The sequence below is a fragment of the Propionispira arboris genome (genome assembly GCF_900109225.1).
Taxonomy (GTDB): Bacteria; Bacillota; Negativicutes; order Selenomonadales; family Selenomonadaceae; genus Propionispira; species Propionispira arboris.
Genome location: NZ_FNZK01000021.1, coordinates 1 through 15,469, shown reverse-complemented (window position 1 = coordinate 15,469; position 15,469 = coordinate 1). Strand labels below are relative to the sequence as shown.

The 15,469-nt window shown below is 41.1% G+C and carries 11 protein-coding genes; 10 read left to right on the top strand and 1 reads right to left on the bottom strand.

The window, feature by feature from the left end; genetic code table 11:
* Positions 1 to 170: 170 nt before the first annotated feature.
* From ftsE to uvrA, 6 genes are all read left to right on the top strand, one after another.
* A complete protein-coding gene (gene ftsE, locus BMY14_RS17085; RefSeq protein WP_091834498.1) occupies positions 171 to 857 on the top strand; it encodes a cell division ATP-binding protein FtsE in 687 nt (228 codons plus the stop codon).
* A complete protein-coding gene (gene ftsX, locus BMY14_RS17080) occupies positions 847 to 1,734 on the top strand; it encodes a permease-like cell division protein FtsX (protein WP_091834496.1) in 888 nt (295 codons plus the stop codon). The genes ftsE and ftsX overlap by 11 nt, the downstream gene beginning before the upstream one ends.
* 12 nt (positions 1,735 to 1,746) lie before the next feature.
* A complete protein-coding gene (locus BMY14_RS17075; protein WP_177177642.1) occupies positions 1,747 to 2,871 on the top strand; it encodes a murein hydrolase activator EnvC family protein in 1,125 nt (374 codons plus the stop codon).
* A 36-nt stretch (positions 2,872 to 2,907) separates the two neighbouring features.
* On the top strand, positions 2,908 to 4,053 hold the full coding sequence (locus BMY14_RS17070) for a S41 family peptidase (RefSeq protein ID WP_091834493.1): 1,146 nt from the start codon (positions 2,908 to 2,910) through the stop codon (positions 4,051 to 4,053).
* A gap of 237 nt (positions 4,054 to 4,290) precedes the next feature.
* Positions 4,291 to 6,357, top strand: coding sequence for an excinuclease ABC subunit UvrB (gene uvrB / locus BMY14_RS17065; RefSeq protein ID WP_091834490.1), 2,067 nt, complete (start codon positions 4,291 to 4,293; stop codon positions 6,355 to 6,357).
* 14 nt (positions 6,358 to 6,371) lie between these two features.
* Positions 6,372 to 9,203 (top strand): excinuclease ABC subunit UvrA, encoded by a 2,832-nt coding sequence (gene uvrA / locus BMY14_RS17060; protein WP_091834487.1) that lies wholly within the window; start codon positions 6,372 to 6,374, stop codon positions 9,201 to 9,203.
* A gap of 43 nt (positions 9,204 to 9,246) precedes the next feature.
* Here uvrA and BMY14_RS17055 read toward each other — a convergent pair whose 3' ends face one another.
* The gene (locus BMY14_RS17055; RefSeq protein ID WP_091834486.1) at positions 9,247 to 10,653 is read right to left on the bottom strand and encodes an acetyl-CoA carboxylase biotin carboxylase subunit; all 1,407 of its coding nucleotides are present in this window, start codon (positions 10,651 to 10,653) and stop codon (positions 9,247 to 9,249) included.
* A 358-nt stretch (positions 10,654 to 11,011) separates the two neighbouring features.
* Here BMY14_RS17055 and uvrC point away from each other — a divergent pair, with 358 nt between their 5' ends.
* The 4 genes from uvrC (at position 11,012) to mdh (ending at position 15,319) form a co-directional block, all read left to right on the top strand.
* On the top strand, positions 11,012 to 12,820 hold the full coding sequence (uvrC, locus tag BMY14_RS17050; RefSeq protein ID WP_091834483.1) for an excinuclease ABC subunit UvrC: 1,809 nt from the start codon (positions 11,012 to 11,014) through the stop codon (positions 12,818 to 12,820).
* A 40-nt stretch (positions 12,821 to 12,860) separates the two neighbouring features.
* Positions 12,861 to 13,727 (top strand): PHP domain-containing protein, encoded by an 867-nt coding sequence (locus BMY14_RS17045; protein WP_091834481.1) that lies wholly within the window; start codon positions 12,861 to 12,863, stop codon positions 13,725 to 13,727.
* Between the two features lie 147 nt (positions 13,728 to 13,874).
* Positions 13,875 to 14,036, top strand: coding sequence for a rubredoxin (gene rd / locus BMY14_RS17040; RefSeq protein WP_019552520.1), 162 nt, complete (start codon positions 13,875 to 13,877; stop codon positions 14,034 to 14,036).
* A 347-nt stretch (positions 14,037 to 14,383) separates the two neighbouring features.
* Positions 14,384 to 15,319 (top strand): malate dehydrogenase, encoded by a 936-nt coding sequence (gene mdh, locus BMY14_RS17035; RefSeq protein ID WP_019552519.1) that lies wholly within the window; start codon positions 14,384 to 14,386, stop codon positions 15,317 to 15,319.
* The last annotated feature ends 150 nt before the right edge of the window (positions 15,320 to 15,469 follow it).

The window sequence follows — 15,469 nt, the reverse complement described above, 5'->3', positions numbered from 1 at the left end:
TAGAGAAACGATTTCTATGTTTGTAATGGCATAGAGGTCGTTTTTTTATAGGAAAAAGACTTTTTTTATGTTACAATGAGAGATAGTTTTTAGAGAAAAAGTAATTTTGTGAGATGGAAAAGTGACAAATTCGATTTGATTTGTTTTGTTTTAGGAGGAATATAGTTTATATGATTCATATGCATAATGTATCGAAGATTTATGAAAATGGTGCAGTAGCCTTACAAAATGTAGATATCGATATTGAAAAAGGGGAGTTTGTTTTTATTGTTGGAGCAAGTGGGGCTGGTAAATCAACTTTTGTGAAAATGCTTTTGCGTGAAGTTTTACCAACACAGGGTTCGCTTGTTGTCAATGGACGCAATGTACTGGAAATGGCAGCTACAGAAGTTCCTTATCTACGGCGCGGGCTGGGAGTTATTTTTCAGGATTATCGTCTATTAACTGAGAAAACAGTCTATGAAAATATCGCTTTTGCGATGCAGGTCATCGAGGCGCCAAGACGTGAGATGCAAAAGTGTGTTAATAATGTTTTGGATGTTGTTGGACTCAAGGATAAATATAAATGTTTTCCTTCACAGCTTTCCGGTGGTGAACAGCAGCGGGTAGCGATTGCCAGAGCAATTGTTAATCATCCGCAAATCGTGATTGCGGATGAACCAACTGGTAATTTGGACCCGGATACGTCCTGGGGGATTATGGATATTTTTACGCGTATCAATAAGGCTGGAACAACGATTGTAATGGCTACACATGATAAGACGATTGTCGATACGATGCATAAACGTGTTGTAGCAATTGAAGATGGACGTATTGCCCGCGATGAAATGGAAGGGGCATACGGTTATGAAGATTAGAACAGTGGAGCATTTTATTCGGGAGGTTTTCGTTTCTTTGAAACGAAATAACTGGATGTCTTTCGCTTCCATTGGAACAGTGGCGGTATCACTGCTCATTCTTGGCATGTTTTTGATTGTGGTATTGAACCTTAACAAGATGGCAGCCTCACTGGAATCACAGGTGCAGATCAGTGTGTACTTGCAGGATGATTTGAAGCAAAAAGATATTGATCGCATTGAGGGTAAAATCAAAGATTTCCAGGGAATCGAAACCATCACGTATATCGATAAAGACAAAGCGTTGGAACGCTTTAAAGACCGTTTGGGGGATCAGAAATTTTTACTTACAGCTTTAGGAGATACGAATCCTTTACCAAATGCTTTTGAAGTTACGGTGCAGCGACCTGATTTTGTTAAGACGCTATCGGAATCCATCAGTCAGATCGAGGGGGTCGAGTCGGCTAAATTCGGGCAGGATGTTGTAGAACATTTATTTGATTTAACGCGGATGGTTCGTTTATTTGGTCTTGGGATTATGCTGGTTTTAGCAGGTGCGACGGTGTTTATTATATCCAATACAATCCGGCTGACTGTTTTTGCCCGGCGTAAGGAAATTGCTATCATGAAATATGTTGGGGCAACGGACTGGTTTATTCGCTGGCCATTTTTACTCGAAGGCATGGTCTTAGGCTTTTTTGGTGGTGCGATTGCAACGATTATTTTGCGCAGTTCCTATAGTGCAGTTACAGCGCGGGTTTATGATACGTTGACATTTTTACCACTAATTCCCGAATATCCATTTTTGAATTATATCAGTCTGGCGATACTGGTTAGTGGTACTTTTATTGGTGCACTGGGCAGTACGATTTCATTAAAACGGTTCTTAAAGGTGTAAGGAGAGTTGAGCGTGAGAGAAATAAAGCATTATTGGCTGGTTTTAACAGCAATTGTCGTGCTGAGTTCTTTTTCGGCAACTGTGTTGGCCGAGTCACTTCAAGACAAGCTGGATACTTTGCAAAAACAGGCAACCGATCAGAAAAATAAAGCCGATTCAGCAGGGGCTGAAGTCAATACGATATCAGGGCAAATGAGATCTCTGCAGGCAGATGTCGATGCGGCTGCGGCTGAATATAAAGAAGTGAAGAAAAAACTCAATGATACGGAAGCGAAAATGGATCAGAATAAAATATTGCTGGAAAAAACAGAAGTTGATTTGAAGAAAAAGACAACGATTCTCGATAAACGAATTCGTGATATTTATATTAATGGACAGATCAGCTATCTTGATGTATTATTTGGAGCGAAAGACTTTTCTGATTTTATGACAAGAATGGATCTGCTAAAGCGAATCATGAAGTATGATTATGATCTGATTACGAAAGTCCAGGAAGAGAAAGCTCTGATCTTAGATAAAAAAGCAGAGCTGGAAAAAGATCATATTGTCATGGAAGAACTGGAAAAGGCAGCAAAAGAAAAAGAACAATTGGTCAAGGAAAGCAAAGCCAAGAAACAAAAACTTCTTGATAAAGTAATGTATGATCGTGATACAGCAGAACGTGCCTATCAGGAAACGATTGCTGCATCAAGTGAAGTCGAAAAGCTGATTCGTCAAAGTAAATATCGTGGTACGGGTGCATCGCATACATCCGGCGGTCGTATGATTTGGCCGCTATCCGGACCAATTACCTCAGAATTTGGCTGGCGTACACATCCTATTTTTGGCAGGCAGATTTTTCATAGCGGGCTTGATATTGCTGGTGATTACGGTGATCCAATTCTTGCAGCTGATGGCGGGGTTGTCATTAATGCAGGCTGGATTAGTGGTTACGGGAATACTGTCATCATTGACCATGGAAATGGGCTTAATACGCTGTATGGACATTGTCAATCACTCAACGTAAGTGAAGGCCAGACGGTTTCGCAAGGCCAGGTTATCGCTTATGTTGGATCGACTGGAAATTCTACAGGGCCGCATTGTCATTTTGAGGTCGATGTAAATGGTAAAGCAGTGAGTCCATATGATTACTTGTAAACTTTGTAATCCCTGGAAGCTTGAGGGGAGAAATATATGAATAATAAAAAGAAAATCATTCTTGGTGCTTTTGGAATCGCTATTTTGGCGTCGGGGCTAACACTTGGCGGTGCTTATTATTTTCTGGGAATGAATCAGTATAAACTGGCCGATACGATGCGGTTTTTTCATGCAATGCGATTTATTGAAACGCAGTTTGTGAATGAAGTGGATGATACAAAATTGATTGATGGGGCTATTTCTGGTATGATGCAGTCGCTGAATGATCCACATTCTGTTTATATGGACCAAACTATGTATAAAGATCTGGTAAGTCATACTGAAGGTTCTTTTGGCGGCATTGGTGTGGTCATGGGCGTGAAAGACAATATTATAACGGTTATTTCAGCTGTTGAGGGCACGCCGGGGGAAGCCGCTGGCATTCAGACTGGTGATCAAATCATTAAAATTAATGACGAAGAAACCAAAGATATGCCAATCGATCAGGTTGCTAATAAAATTCGTGGTGATGTGGGGACGAAGGTAGTTTTGACGATTCGTCGTCAAGGCGTAGAGGATAAAGAGTATGAACTCACTCGTTCCAATATTGAAACGAAAAGTGTTGGTCATGAAATGATGGACAATGGCATCGGATATATTCGTATCGCTTCATTTGGCGAACGTACCGGGCAGGAGTTTAAGACAGCTTATGCCGATCTTGAAGCCAAAGGAATGAAAGGTATGGTTCTTGATTTACGTAATAACCCGGGAGGCCTATTGACAGCCAGTGTGGATATTGCCAATATGCTGGTGCCAAAAGGTAAAATTGTTTCCATTGACAAACGGGATGGTTCAGAAGAAGTTCATGAATCGACTCTTGAACAAGTTAAATATCCGTTGGTTGTTTTAATTAATGGCGGTAGTGCCAGCGCTGCTGAAATCGTTGCTGGTGCTATTCAGGATACGCAGGCCGGTACGCTGGTTGGCACAAAATCCTATGGAAAAGGTTCAGTGCAGGTTGTTATGCCAATGTATGGCGGGACTGCATTAAAGCTTACGATTGCTAAATATTATACACCAAGCGGTCGAAGTATCGATGGGATCGGTATTGATCCGGATGTTCCGGTAGAACTTGATTTGAATGGCGGAGTTGATAATCAACTCGCGAAGGCCTTGACTGTCTTACAAGAAAAAATGCAATAAAGATTTTATATAAGTTGCATTAAAGAAATTGCATCTAACTTATTAGGTTGCCAGGAATGGGGTACAGGGCATCTAAAATATTTAATGTAATTATATATTCAATAAAAGAGGTGCTGCGATTGCAGTGCCTCTTTTTTCGTTATATAATAGTACATACGTTCACTAGTAAATAAAATGAATCTAAATTATAATTAAATATAACAAATAATTATTATTGATAATATGGAGTGTAAAAATATGGCTACAGTTCCTAAATTAAATACACTGCACTTGGAAAGTGAAGTTCCTTTTAAGGTTTTTGCTCCTTTTGAACCAACAGGGGATCAGCCGCAAGCGATTGAAGATCTGGCTGCCGGACTTGAAAATGGGCAGACCGCTCAAGTTTTGCTTGGGGCAACGGGGACAGGGAAAACATTTACAATTGCAAAAACGATTGAAAAGGTTCAAAAACCAACCTTGGTTATTGCCCATAATAAAACGCTTGCAGCGCAGCTGGCAAGTGAGTTTAAAGAGTTTTTCCCCAATAATGCTGTGGAATATTTTGTAAGTTATTATGACTATTATCAGCCGGAAGCGTATATTGCTCAGACTGATACATACATCGAGAAGGATGCTTCGATTAATGATGAAATTGATAAATTACGGCATTCCGCAACCTGTTCTTTGTTTGAGCGCCGTGATGTTATTATTGTGGCAAGTGTGTCTTGTATTTATGGACTCGGTTCACCCGAAGATTATAAAGAACTGGTGCTGTCAATTCGTGAAGGACAGACGTATGATCGTGATTCGATTTTACGCAAGTTGGTGAGTATCCAATATGAGCGCAATGACATTAATTTTGTCAGGGGAAAGTTTCGGGTTCGTGGTGATGTGGTTGAGATATTTCCTGCCGGATACAACGAGCGTGCGATTCGCCTGGAATTATTTGGTGATGAAATCGAACGGATTTTAGAAGTGGATGTGCTCACGGGTGAAATTTATGGTGAGCGCAAGCATGTCATGATTTATCCGGCCTCACATTATGTCACATCGAAAGAACATTTGCAGACGGCTATGGAAACCATTGAGACAGAGCTGGATGAACGTCTGGCGTTATTGCGGTCGGAAAATAAACTTGTTGAGGCCCAACGGTTAGAACAGCGGACTCATTATGATTTGGAAATGATGCAGGAAATGGGCTATTGTTCCGGTATTGAAAATTATTCACGTCATTTGACCCAGCGTCATGCTGGAGATCCGCCGTTTACCTTGCTCGATTATTTCCCCGAAGATTTTTTGATTGTGGTCGATGAATCGCATGTGACGATTCCCCAGATCAGGGCGATGTATGCTGGAGATCGGTCACGTAAAGAATCTCTGGTGGGAAATGGATTTCGTCTGCCATCTGCTTTTGATAATCGGCCGATGCAGTTTCCTGAATTTGTGGCACATATTAATCAGATCATTTATGTATCAGCCACACCGTCTAAATACGAATTAGGTGAAGCTAATCAAGTTGTTCAGCAAATTATCAGGCCAACAGGACTTCTGGACCCACAGATCGAGGTGCGTCCGCTTACGGGGCAAATGGATAATTTGTTTTCGGAGATCAAAGTGCGAATTACAAAAAATGAACGGGTATTGGTTACGACTTTAACGAAAAAAATGGCTGAAAATCTGACGGATTATCTTAAAGAACTGGGTATCAAGGTCCGCTACCTGCATTCGGATATCGTGACGATGGAACGCGCGGAAATATTGCGTGATCTTCGAGCCGGCGTATTTGATGTGCTGGTGGGGATCAATTTGCTGCGAGAAGGGCTTGATTTGCCGGAAGTATCGCTGGTGGCAATCTTAGATGCAGATAAGGAAGGCTTTTTGCGTTCCGATACGGCGCTTATCCAAACAATTGGGCGGGCGGCACGTAATTCAGAGGGTCTGGTTATCATGTATGCAGATCGTATTACGGATTCGATGAAGCGGGCGATTGATGAGACCGATCGCCGCCGTGAAGTGCAGGCTCTTTATAATATCGAACATCATATTACACCACAGACAATCCATAAGAAAATTAAGAACTTGATTGAAACGACGATGGTTGCAGAAGGTCAGGGTGAATATATAACGCAGCCAAAATCAAGGTTGAAAATGTCAGCTACTGAAAAAGAAGAATTAATTACGACGCTGACGAAAGAAATGCGGCTGGCATCGCGCAATATGGAATTTGAAAAAGCAGCGAATCTGCGTGATATGATTGTAGAACTCAAGGGCAGCCTGCCAGCCAAGGCTGTGAAAAGACGAAATCGAGACGATCGAAACAATTAGTTTGGGGTGTTAATGTGAAGGATAATGTAATCAAAGTTAAGGGTGCCAGAGAGCATAATTTAAAAAATATCGATATTGAAATACCACGTGACAAGCTTGTCGTGATTACGGGCCTGAGTGGTTCCGGCAAATCATCACTGGCTTTTGATACAATTTATGCAGAAGGACAAAGACGTTATGTAGAATCTTTGTCAGCGTATGCCAGACAGTTTTTGGGGCAGATGGATAAACCGGATGTTGATTATATAGAAGGTCTTTCACCGGCGATTTCCATCGATCAAAAAACAACGAGCCGTAATCCTCGCTCAACAGTCGGAACGGTTACGGAAATCTATGATTACCTGCGGTTGATGTTTGCTCGTGCAGGGCGTCCTCATTGCCCAAAATGCGGTAAATTAATTACACAGCAGACGGTTGATCAGATGATTGATCAAATTTTGACGCAGCCGGAAAAAACAAAGCTTTTGATTATGGCGCAAATTATTCGTGGTAAAAAAGGCGAACATCGCAAGGTTTTGGAGCAGATTCGTAAGGATGGCTATGTAAGGGTCCGTATTGATGGTGAAATACAAGATATTAATGAGGAAATCAATCTGGAAAAAAACAAGAAACATACGATTGAAGTTGTTATTGATCGACTGGTGATTCGCGATGGACTGGAACAGCGTTTGGCCGATTCGTTAGAAACAGCTCTCGAACTTGGTCAGGGTGTTGTTTATATTCAAATTGTTGATGGCGAGACGTTGATGTTTAGTCAGAACTTTGCTTGTGTGGATTGCGGCATCAGTCTGCCGGAAATTGCCCCGCGTATGTTTTCTTTTAACAGTCCATATGGAGCTTGTCCGGCATGCAGCGGACTTGGCAATAACATGGAATTTGATTTAGAACTTGTGATGCCAAATCCTGAATTGACTTTTGCCGAGGGTTTATTTGCCCCGTTGTCGCGCAATCTGAATTCCTATGCGATGTGCCAGTTAGATGCTGTGCTGAAACAGTATAAATATACAGTGGACAGTAAGTGGACCGATCTTAATGAAACGGTACAAAATCTTATTTTGTATGGTTCATGTGATGAAAAGTTCACGTATTTCTATGAAAATATGTTTGGCGAATACAAGGAGTATCATTCGGTATTTGAAGGTGTAATGCCACTTTTAAACCGTCGTTACAGCGAAACAAATTCGGATACGATGCGTGAGGAATATGAATCGTATATGAGCAGTAAAGCTTGTCCAGTCTGTCATGGAGCGCGCCTTAAGCCGGAAACACTTGCCATAAAAGTGGGCGAGAAAAATATTCATGAGGTTACAAGTTTAACGATTGCTGAGTGCGATGTGTTTTTTAAGCAGCTTACGTTAAGTGAACGAGAACAGTTTATTGCTGCACAAATTTTAAAAGAAATTCATGCCCGTTTGGGATTCTTGCTGGATGTTGGCTTGGATTATCTGACGCTCAGCCGGGCCGCCGGTACCTTGTCGGGTGGTGAAGCACAGCGGATTCGTTTAGCAACACAGATTGGATCGGGACTGGTGGGAGTTCTTTATATACTCGATGAACCGAGTATTGGACTGCATCAACGGGATAATAACCGTCTTTTGGCTACATTGAAGCATTTGCGTGATCTGGGTAATACTCTGCTGGTCGTTGAGCATGATGAAGATACAATGTATGCGGCCGATTATATTATTGATGTTGGACCGACGGCTGGTGAAGCTGGAGGCTATATTGTTGCTAAGGGAAGTGTTGAAGATATCAAGGCGGCGAAAGGCTCGATTACAGGTCAATATCTGAGCCGCAAGAAATACATTCCCGTACCGCAAAATCGAAAGCAAGTAAATGGAAAATGGATTGAAATCATTGGTGCGAAAGAAAATAATCTAAAAAATATCTCCGTGAAGTTTCCGCTCGGCTTATTTACGGTCGTTACGGGTGTATCCGGTTCAGGGAAAAGTACGTTAGTGAATGAAATACTTTTTAAAGGGCTGGCGGCTAAACTTTACAGTGGCAAAGGTAAACCGGGAGCGCATAAAGCAATTCGTGGTTTGGAGCTTATTGATAAGATCATTGATATCGATCAGTCGCCGATTGGGCGGACACCTCGTTCGAATCCGGCGACTTATACGGGACTTTTCGATACAATTCGTGAGGTCTTCAGCCAGACGAATGAAGCAAAAGTTCGTGGTTATAAGCCAGGACGATTCAGTTTTAATGTAAAAGGCGGTCGCTGTGAGGCTTGTCATGGTGATGGAATCATTAAAATTGAAATGCATTTTTTGCCGGATGTTTATGTGCCGTGTGAAGTTTGCAAAGGAGCCCGCTATAATCGAGAAACGCTGGAAGTGAAATATAAAGGCAAAACGATTTCGGATGTTTTGAATATGGTGGTCGATGAAGCCATAGAGTTTTTCCAAAACATTCCAAAACTGCAGCGAAAACTGCAAGTGATTCAAGATGTTGGTCTTGGCTATATCAAGCTTGGCCAGTCAGCAACGACTCTTTCAGGGGGAGAAGCGCAGCGCGTGAAGCTGTCAACTGAGCTGGCTCGCCGCAGCACCGGGAAAACGTTGTATATCCTGGATGAGCCGACTACGGGACTTCATACGGCCGATATCCATAAATTACTGGAAGTATTGACGCGGCTGGTTGATGGCGGGGATACGGTTGTTGTAATCGAGCATAATCTCGATGTGATAAAGACGGCGGATTATGTAATTGATCTCGGGCCGGAAGGCGGTGACCGTGGCGGCACTATCGTAGCTACCGGTACACCGGAAGAGATCGCAAATGTTAAAAAATCATATACTGGTCAGTTTTTGAAACCATTACTCATCGAACACTTAAACTAAAAAAAGGGATTGCCATTTTATTGTGGCAATCCCTTTTATGTAGTTATGCGTAATACATGCTGCTATTAATTAAAGCAGCAAGATCCATTTTGTCTTTTAATTTTCGTTTTGGTGGAGTCTGTTCATAGGCTGGCAGACGTTTTTTGATGAATTGGGTATCAATGTCGCCGGTACAGAAAGACGTATCTTCAAGAATTCGTTTATGCAGTGAAATTGTTGTTTTTACACCTTCCACTTTGAATTCATTGAGGGCTCGCTGCATGATCTTGATTGCATCGCCGCGCGTGCGTCCATGAACCACAACTTTCGCCATAAGGGAATCGTAGTCAGGTTCAATGGAAAGACCGGCTGAAATACCGCTGTCTACACGGATTCTTGGACCACCTGGTTCATGATAGAATTCAATTTTTCCGGGTGATGGCAGAAAATTATTGTCAGGGTCTTCGGCATTGATACGGCATTCGATGGCATGCCCATGAAATTCAATGTCTTTTTGACTGAGCGTTAAAGGCTCACCAAAGGCAATATGGATTTGGGTTCTGACAAGATCAACCCCCGTAACTTCTTCCGTAATGGCATGCTCCACTTGAATGCGAGGATTGATTTCCATGAAATAAAACTGATTATTGCTGAGATCAAATAAAAATTCGACGGTTCCAATATTGGTATAGTGGATACTTTTGGCGGCTTTAATGGCGAGCGCACCAATCTCTTCACGCATCTCGGGCGAAAGACCAATGGATGGTGATTCTTCGAGCAGTTTCTGGTTGCGGCGCTGCAAGGAGCATTCGCGTTCGCCAAGGTGAATTACCGTACCATAATTGTCTGCGACAATTTGTACTTCAATATGACGGGAGTGCTCAATATAATGTTCAAAATAAAATTTTATACTTTGTAAATTGACGATTTGCAGGATGTTTTTTAAATCTTCTTCCGAATAAGCAACAAACATCCCTTTGCCACCGCCACCGGCTACTGGTTTTAAGATGACAGGATAACCGACTTCTTTGGCCGCTTCGATGGCGTGACTTTCACTGGTAAGTGGATCACTACCCTTGGCCATGGGAATTCCTGATGGCAGCATAGCGGCACGGGCTATATCTTTATCACCAACCTGACGGATTGTTTCAGCCAGCGGTCCAATCCAGGTTAAGCCGGCATTGGTTACTTTTTCGGCAAATTCGGAGCTTTCCGATAGAAATCCATATCCGGGATGAACAGCTTCAGCTTTTGTTGCTTTCGCAGCTTCAAGCAGGGCATCCATATTTAAATAGCTTTGGGAAGCATCAGCAGGTCCGATATTATAAGTCAGGTCAGCTAGCTGAACATGCATGGCATTTTTGTCTGCATCCGAATAAACAGCCACTGTTTCAATACCCATTTCCTGACAGGCACGAATAACACGTACGGCAATTTCGCCGCGGTTCGCAATGAGAATTCTTTTGAACATAAAATTAACCCCCTTGAATTATACGTGTCCATGAATAAAAGAGAACACATATTTTGCAACAGTTGTATCCTATCTGGTCTGACAAAACTCATTTGAAAAATATTGTGAAATAATACACTTTCGTCTCACGTGCTTATTAAAGCATTTATTTTATTTATAGTCAATAGAAAATACATAAAAAAAACAATAGAGAATTTTCTGTAAGGACATACAATAATAAACAATTACAATTTTAACACATAACTATACCTAAAAGCAATGATACTTTCAGGCTATTACTACGATTACTTTATTGAATCGTTATAAATAAAAAAAATTATTGCTTTCGTGTATAATATAGAGAGAGAGTTGGTGAGATATGACAGAGAATGTAATTGAAAAATTACAGCTTTTGCCGAATCAGCCTGGTGTTTATATTATGAAAGACAACCATGGCAAGATTATTTATGTCGGTAAAGCTGTGGTTTTAAAAAATAGAGTGCGCCAATATTTTCAAACGAACAAAAATCATTCCGCTAAAGTTAAATCGATGGTGGCAAAAATTGATGATTTTGAAACAATTATTACTGGCTCGGAAATAGAAGCACTTATACTGGAATGTAATTTAATTAAGAAACATCGGCCTAAGTACAATATCAGTCTTAAAGATGATAAGACGTATCCTTATGTAAAGGTGACGCTAAATGAACCCTATCCCCGTGTGCTCACAACTCGGCGAGTTGTGAAAGATGGTGCCAGATATTTTGGACCTTATACAAATGCGGGAGCTGTTCATGAAAGCATTAAACTATTGCGGCGTCTGTTTCCGCTGCGCAGCTGCAAGAACATGGATGTGGATCGTCCTTGTCTGGAGTATCATATTAAACGTTGTCTGGCACCTTGTACGGGTAATGTGGATGTGAGCGAATATAATGACATGATCAAGGCGGTGTGCTTGTTTTTAGAAGGACGCAGCGATGCGGTGGAGAAAAATCTTACGGAACGTATGGCTGCTGCTGCCGATAATTTTAAGTTTGAATTGGCGGCGAAATTGCGTGATCAATTAATAGCGGTTCGAAAGATTAGCGAAAAACAAAATATTGTCACGGGCGCAGGTGATCAAGATGCTGTGGGGATGGCTCGTTCGGAATTTGGTGTATGTATGCAGGTGTTTTTTATTCGCAGCGGGAAGATGGTCGGACGCGATCATTTTCTAGTGACGGGCAGCGAAGAGGAATCGGATGAGACCGTTCTGGAGGCATTTTTGAAACAATATTATAATCAGGCGACCTTTATTCCTCGTGAAGTGCTTTTGCCGTTTGAATTAAGTGAACAGAGTTTGCTGGAAGCATGGCTCAGCAAACAAAAGGCGGCACGGGTTGAGCTGGAATCACCAAAACGCGGGACTAAAAAAGATATTGTGCAAATGGCAACAGGTAATGCAGAAAAGTTTTTGGCGGATGAAGCCACAAAATTAAAACAAGCCAATGCGCAGACGCTGGGGGCCGTAGCTGAGCTTCAGCGGCATCTTCAGCTAAGTAAGGCACCAAACCGTATGGAGTGTTTTGATATATCACATATTCAAGGCTCAGAGACAGTCGCTTCGATGGTTGTTTTTGAAGGAGGCGTGCCCAATAAGGCGGCTTACAGGCGTTTTAAGATCCGCTCGGCAGAGGGCAAACCGGATGATTTTTTATCGATGCGTGAAGTGACGATGCGCCGTTATGGTGATTCAGTTGTTGAAGATATGCCAGATCTTATCATTATTGATGGTGGTAAAGGGCAGCTGAGTTCAGCACTGGAAATCATTCGTGGTGCGGGACATCTTTTAGTGCCGGTTGTAGGGTTGGCTAAACAGTTTGAATATATTTTTACGGAAGGTGAATCAGAGCCGGTAATTTTGCCTCGCCATTCGCAGGCATTGTACTTGGTACAGCGAATTCGTGATGAAGCCCATCGATTTGCTGTTACGTATCATCGTAAACTGCGTAGTAAACGAAATCTGGTGTCGGTGCTGGACCATATTGTTGGTATCGGTCCGAAACGACGTAAACTTTTACTAGATTATTTTGGCAGTGTGGATAAAATAAAAACAGCGAATGTTGAGGCGATGGCAGGAATTACCGGCATGAATCTGCCTGCTGCGCAGGCTGTTTATAATTTTTTTGCGAGTCGAAATGAAATATAAGATAGATGGTACAGGAAAGGAAATGCAAGGTGATATTTAAATGAAATTTGTTGATTTACATGTACATTCAAATATATCAGATGGAAGCTATACCCCTGTAGAGCTTATAAAACTGGCTCATAAAACAGGTCTTAGTGCGATTACACTCAGTGATCATGAAACAATTGCCGGAAATGCTGAAGCAAAGGTAGAAGCCGATAAATTGGGCATTGAATTTATTTCTGGGATGGAGATAACCGTTGATTATAAGAATCGACATCTGCATCTCGTGGCGTTAGGGTTTGATGTAAAACAGCCGGCTTTTCAAAATTTATATAAAAAAATAAGGGATCTTAAAGAAGCGAAGATGGAAGAACTCATTTGGGGCATCAAAGAAAAAGGTGTGCCAATATCGATGGAACTTATCCAGCCGTTTACATTACTCAACAAAATTGATCGGTATGCTATTATGCGTTATTTGGTTTCTCTGCATTTATTTGATCATGTCCAGCCAATTTGGGATCAGTATCTTAATCCTGTGATTCGTCAGTTGAAGCTCAATCATAATGTTTCAGTAGAAGAAACGACACAGGCAATAAAGGCAGCTGGCGGCATGACATCACTCGCTCATTTTCACAAACGTCTGGGCCTTGCCGGGCTGAATCGTCAAGAACAGGAAGCCGCTATTGCTGAACTGTGTGCAATGGGACTGGATGGCATGGAACAGTATTATCCAAACTATACAGCAGCAGATCAGGCCTTTGCTGAAAGTATGCTGACAAAATATAAAATGATTCCCACGGGCGGGTCAGATTTTCATGGCTTGAATCGTCCAGAGGTGGCACTTGGTACGGGGATAAAAAATAATATTGTCGTGCCCTATACCTTATATGAGAATGTTTTGCAGTATTGTCAGCGGACGGTTTGAAAGATTCATTTTCCTTATAAAAAAATCTTGTAGTTCAATGAAAATATGGTAATATAAGTATAGAATCAAAAAGAGAATATACGAAAGCAAGATCACAGTGCTGGTTTCGTATATTTCATTTTGAAAAAAAGATAAGGGGGTATTATTATGAAGAAGTATGTATGTACTGTTTGTGGCTGGATTTATGATGAAGAACTTGGTGATCCGGACAATGATCTTGAAGCAGGCGTAGCTTTTGAAGATTTACCGGATGATTTTGTCTGCCCGCTTTGTGGCGTTGGCAAAGATGAGTTTGAAGTAAGTGAATAAGCGTTAATATTTTGAGCCGTATCTGTAGATAAAGAAAAACAGTTACGGCTTTTTCCTGTTGAATTTTTTGATATTGTAAAGGGTCATAGAGCGAATATAATCAGAAAATGATTATTTGAACTTTCTGGTTATTTAATACTAGGTATAAAGTTTGATAAATAAAATTAATGTTAATATAAAAATGTACACAATATTCATTGCTTTTTAAGGGCGATTTTGTTATAATTTGTTACGTAAAGGACTTCATCCCACATAGATGGCTTGTAGTTGTCAAGAGTGTGCATTTCCCCCTTTTTAGTTAAGGGGCATGGATGTGCATCCTAAATAATAAGGAGGTCTATTTTATTATGAAAGTTACAGTTGTTGGAGCAGGTAATGTTGGAGCTACAGTGGCAAATGTCATTGCGTTGAAAAATTTTGCCAGCGAATTGGTTTTGTTAGACATTAAAGAAGGTGTTTCCGAAGGTAAAGCGATGGATATGATGCAGACTGCACATATGCTTAACATCGATACCACGATTGTTGGCTGTACAAGTGATTATAGCAAAACAGCGAATTCAAAAGTAGTTGTTGTTACATCGGGTATTCCTCGTAAACCAGGTATGACTCGTGAACAATTGATTGGCACAAATGCTAAAATTGTAAAAAGCGTCATTGATGAAGCTTTAAAATATTCTCCAGATGCAGTGTTTGTTATTATTTCCAATCCAATGGATACAATGACCTATTTAACACTTAAAGATTCCGGATTACCTAAAAATCGTATTATTGGTCAGGGCGGGATGCTCGATAGCAGCCGTTTCAGATATTATTTGAGTCAGGCTCTTGGCTGTACACCTACTGATATTGATGGTATGGTAATTGGTGGTCATGGTGATACAACAATGATTCCGTTGACTCGTTTTGCTACATATAGAGGTGTTCCTGTAACGGATTTATTGGATAAAGAAACATTAGATAAAGTAGTAGCTGACACAATGGTTGGCGGTGCTACTTTGACGGGCCTTTTAGGTACTTCTGCCTGGTATGCTCCTGGTGCTGCCGGTGCTGCTTTGGCTGAAGCTATTGTAACAGATTCGAAAAAAATGATTCCTTGCTGTGTATACCTTGATGGTGAATATGGCGAAAAAGATATTTGCATTGGTGTTCCAGTTGTTCTTGGAGCAAATGGTATTGAAAAAATCGTTGATGTTAAATTGAATGCTGAAGAAAAAGCTTTGTTTGATAAGAGCGTTGCTGCAGTTCGTAAAACGAATGGTTTATTGGGCGATTCGTTGAAATAAGTTCTTGCAATAAAAAGGCAGTCCATACGGGCTGTCTTTTTTGTTGCATTTTTTTGGTTCTTTGTCAAGTGTTGGGGTAAAAACATAAAGTGAATTTTTAGCGAGGGGATTTCTCCTCGCTATTTTCTATTTTTATGCAGCCATATAAAG

Excerpts from the sequence above, each read along its gene's own strand:
- BMY14_RS17070 (WP_091834493.1), top strand. The coding sequence starts at position 2,908 with ATGAATAATAAAAAGAAAATCATTCTTGGTGCTTTTGGAATCGCTATT.
- BMY14_RS17045 (WP_091834481.1), top strand. The coding sequence starts at position 12,861 with ATGAAATTTGTTGATTTACATGTACATTCAAATATATCAGATGGAAGC.
- mdh (WP_019552519.1), top strand. The coding sequence starts at position 14,384 with ATGAAAGTTACAGTTGTTGGAGCAGGTAATGTTGGAGCTACAGTGGCA.
- BMY14_RS17055 (WP_091834486.1), bottom strand. The coding sequence starts at position 10,653 with ATGTTCAAAAGAATTCTCATTGCGAACCGCGGCGAAATTGCCGTACGT.
- uvrC (WP_091834483.1), top strand. The coding sequence starts at position 11,012 with ATGACAGAGAATGTAATTGAAAAATTACAGCTTTTGCCGAATCAGCCT.
- rd (WP_019552520.1), top strand. The coding sequence starts at position 13,875 with ATGAAGAAGTATGTATGTACTGTTTGTGGCTGGATTTATGATGAAGAA.
- uvrB (WP_091834490.1), top strand. The coding sequence starts at position 4,291 with ATGGCTACAGTTCCTAAATTAAATACACTGCACTTGGAAAGTGAAGTT.
- ftsE (WP_091834498.1), top strand. The coding sequence starts at position 171 with ATGATTCATATGCATAATGTATCGAAGATTTATGAAAATGGTGCAGTA.
- ftsX (WP_091834496.1), top strand. The coding sequence starts at position 847 with ATGAAGATTAGAACAGTGGAGCATTTTATTCGGGAGGTTTTCGTTTCT.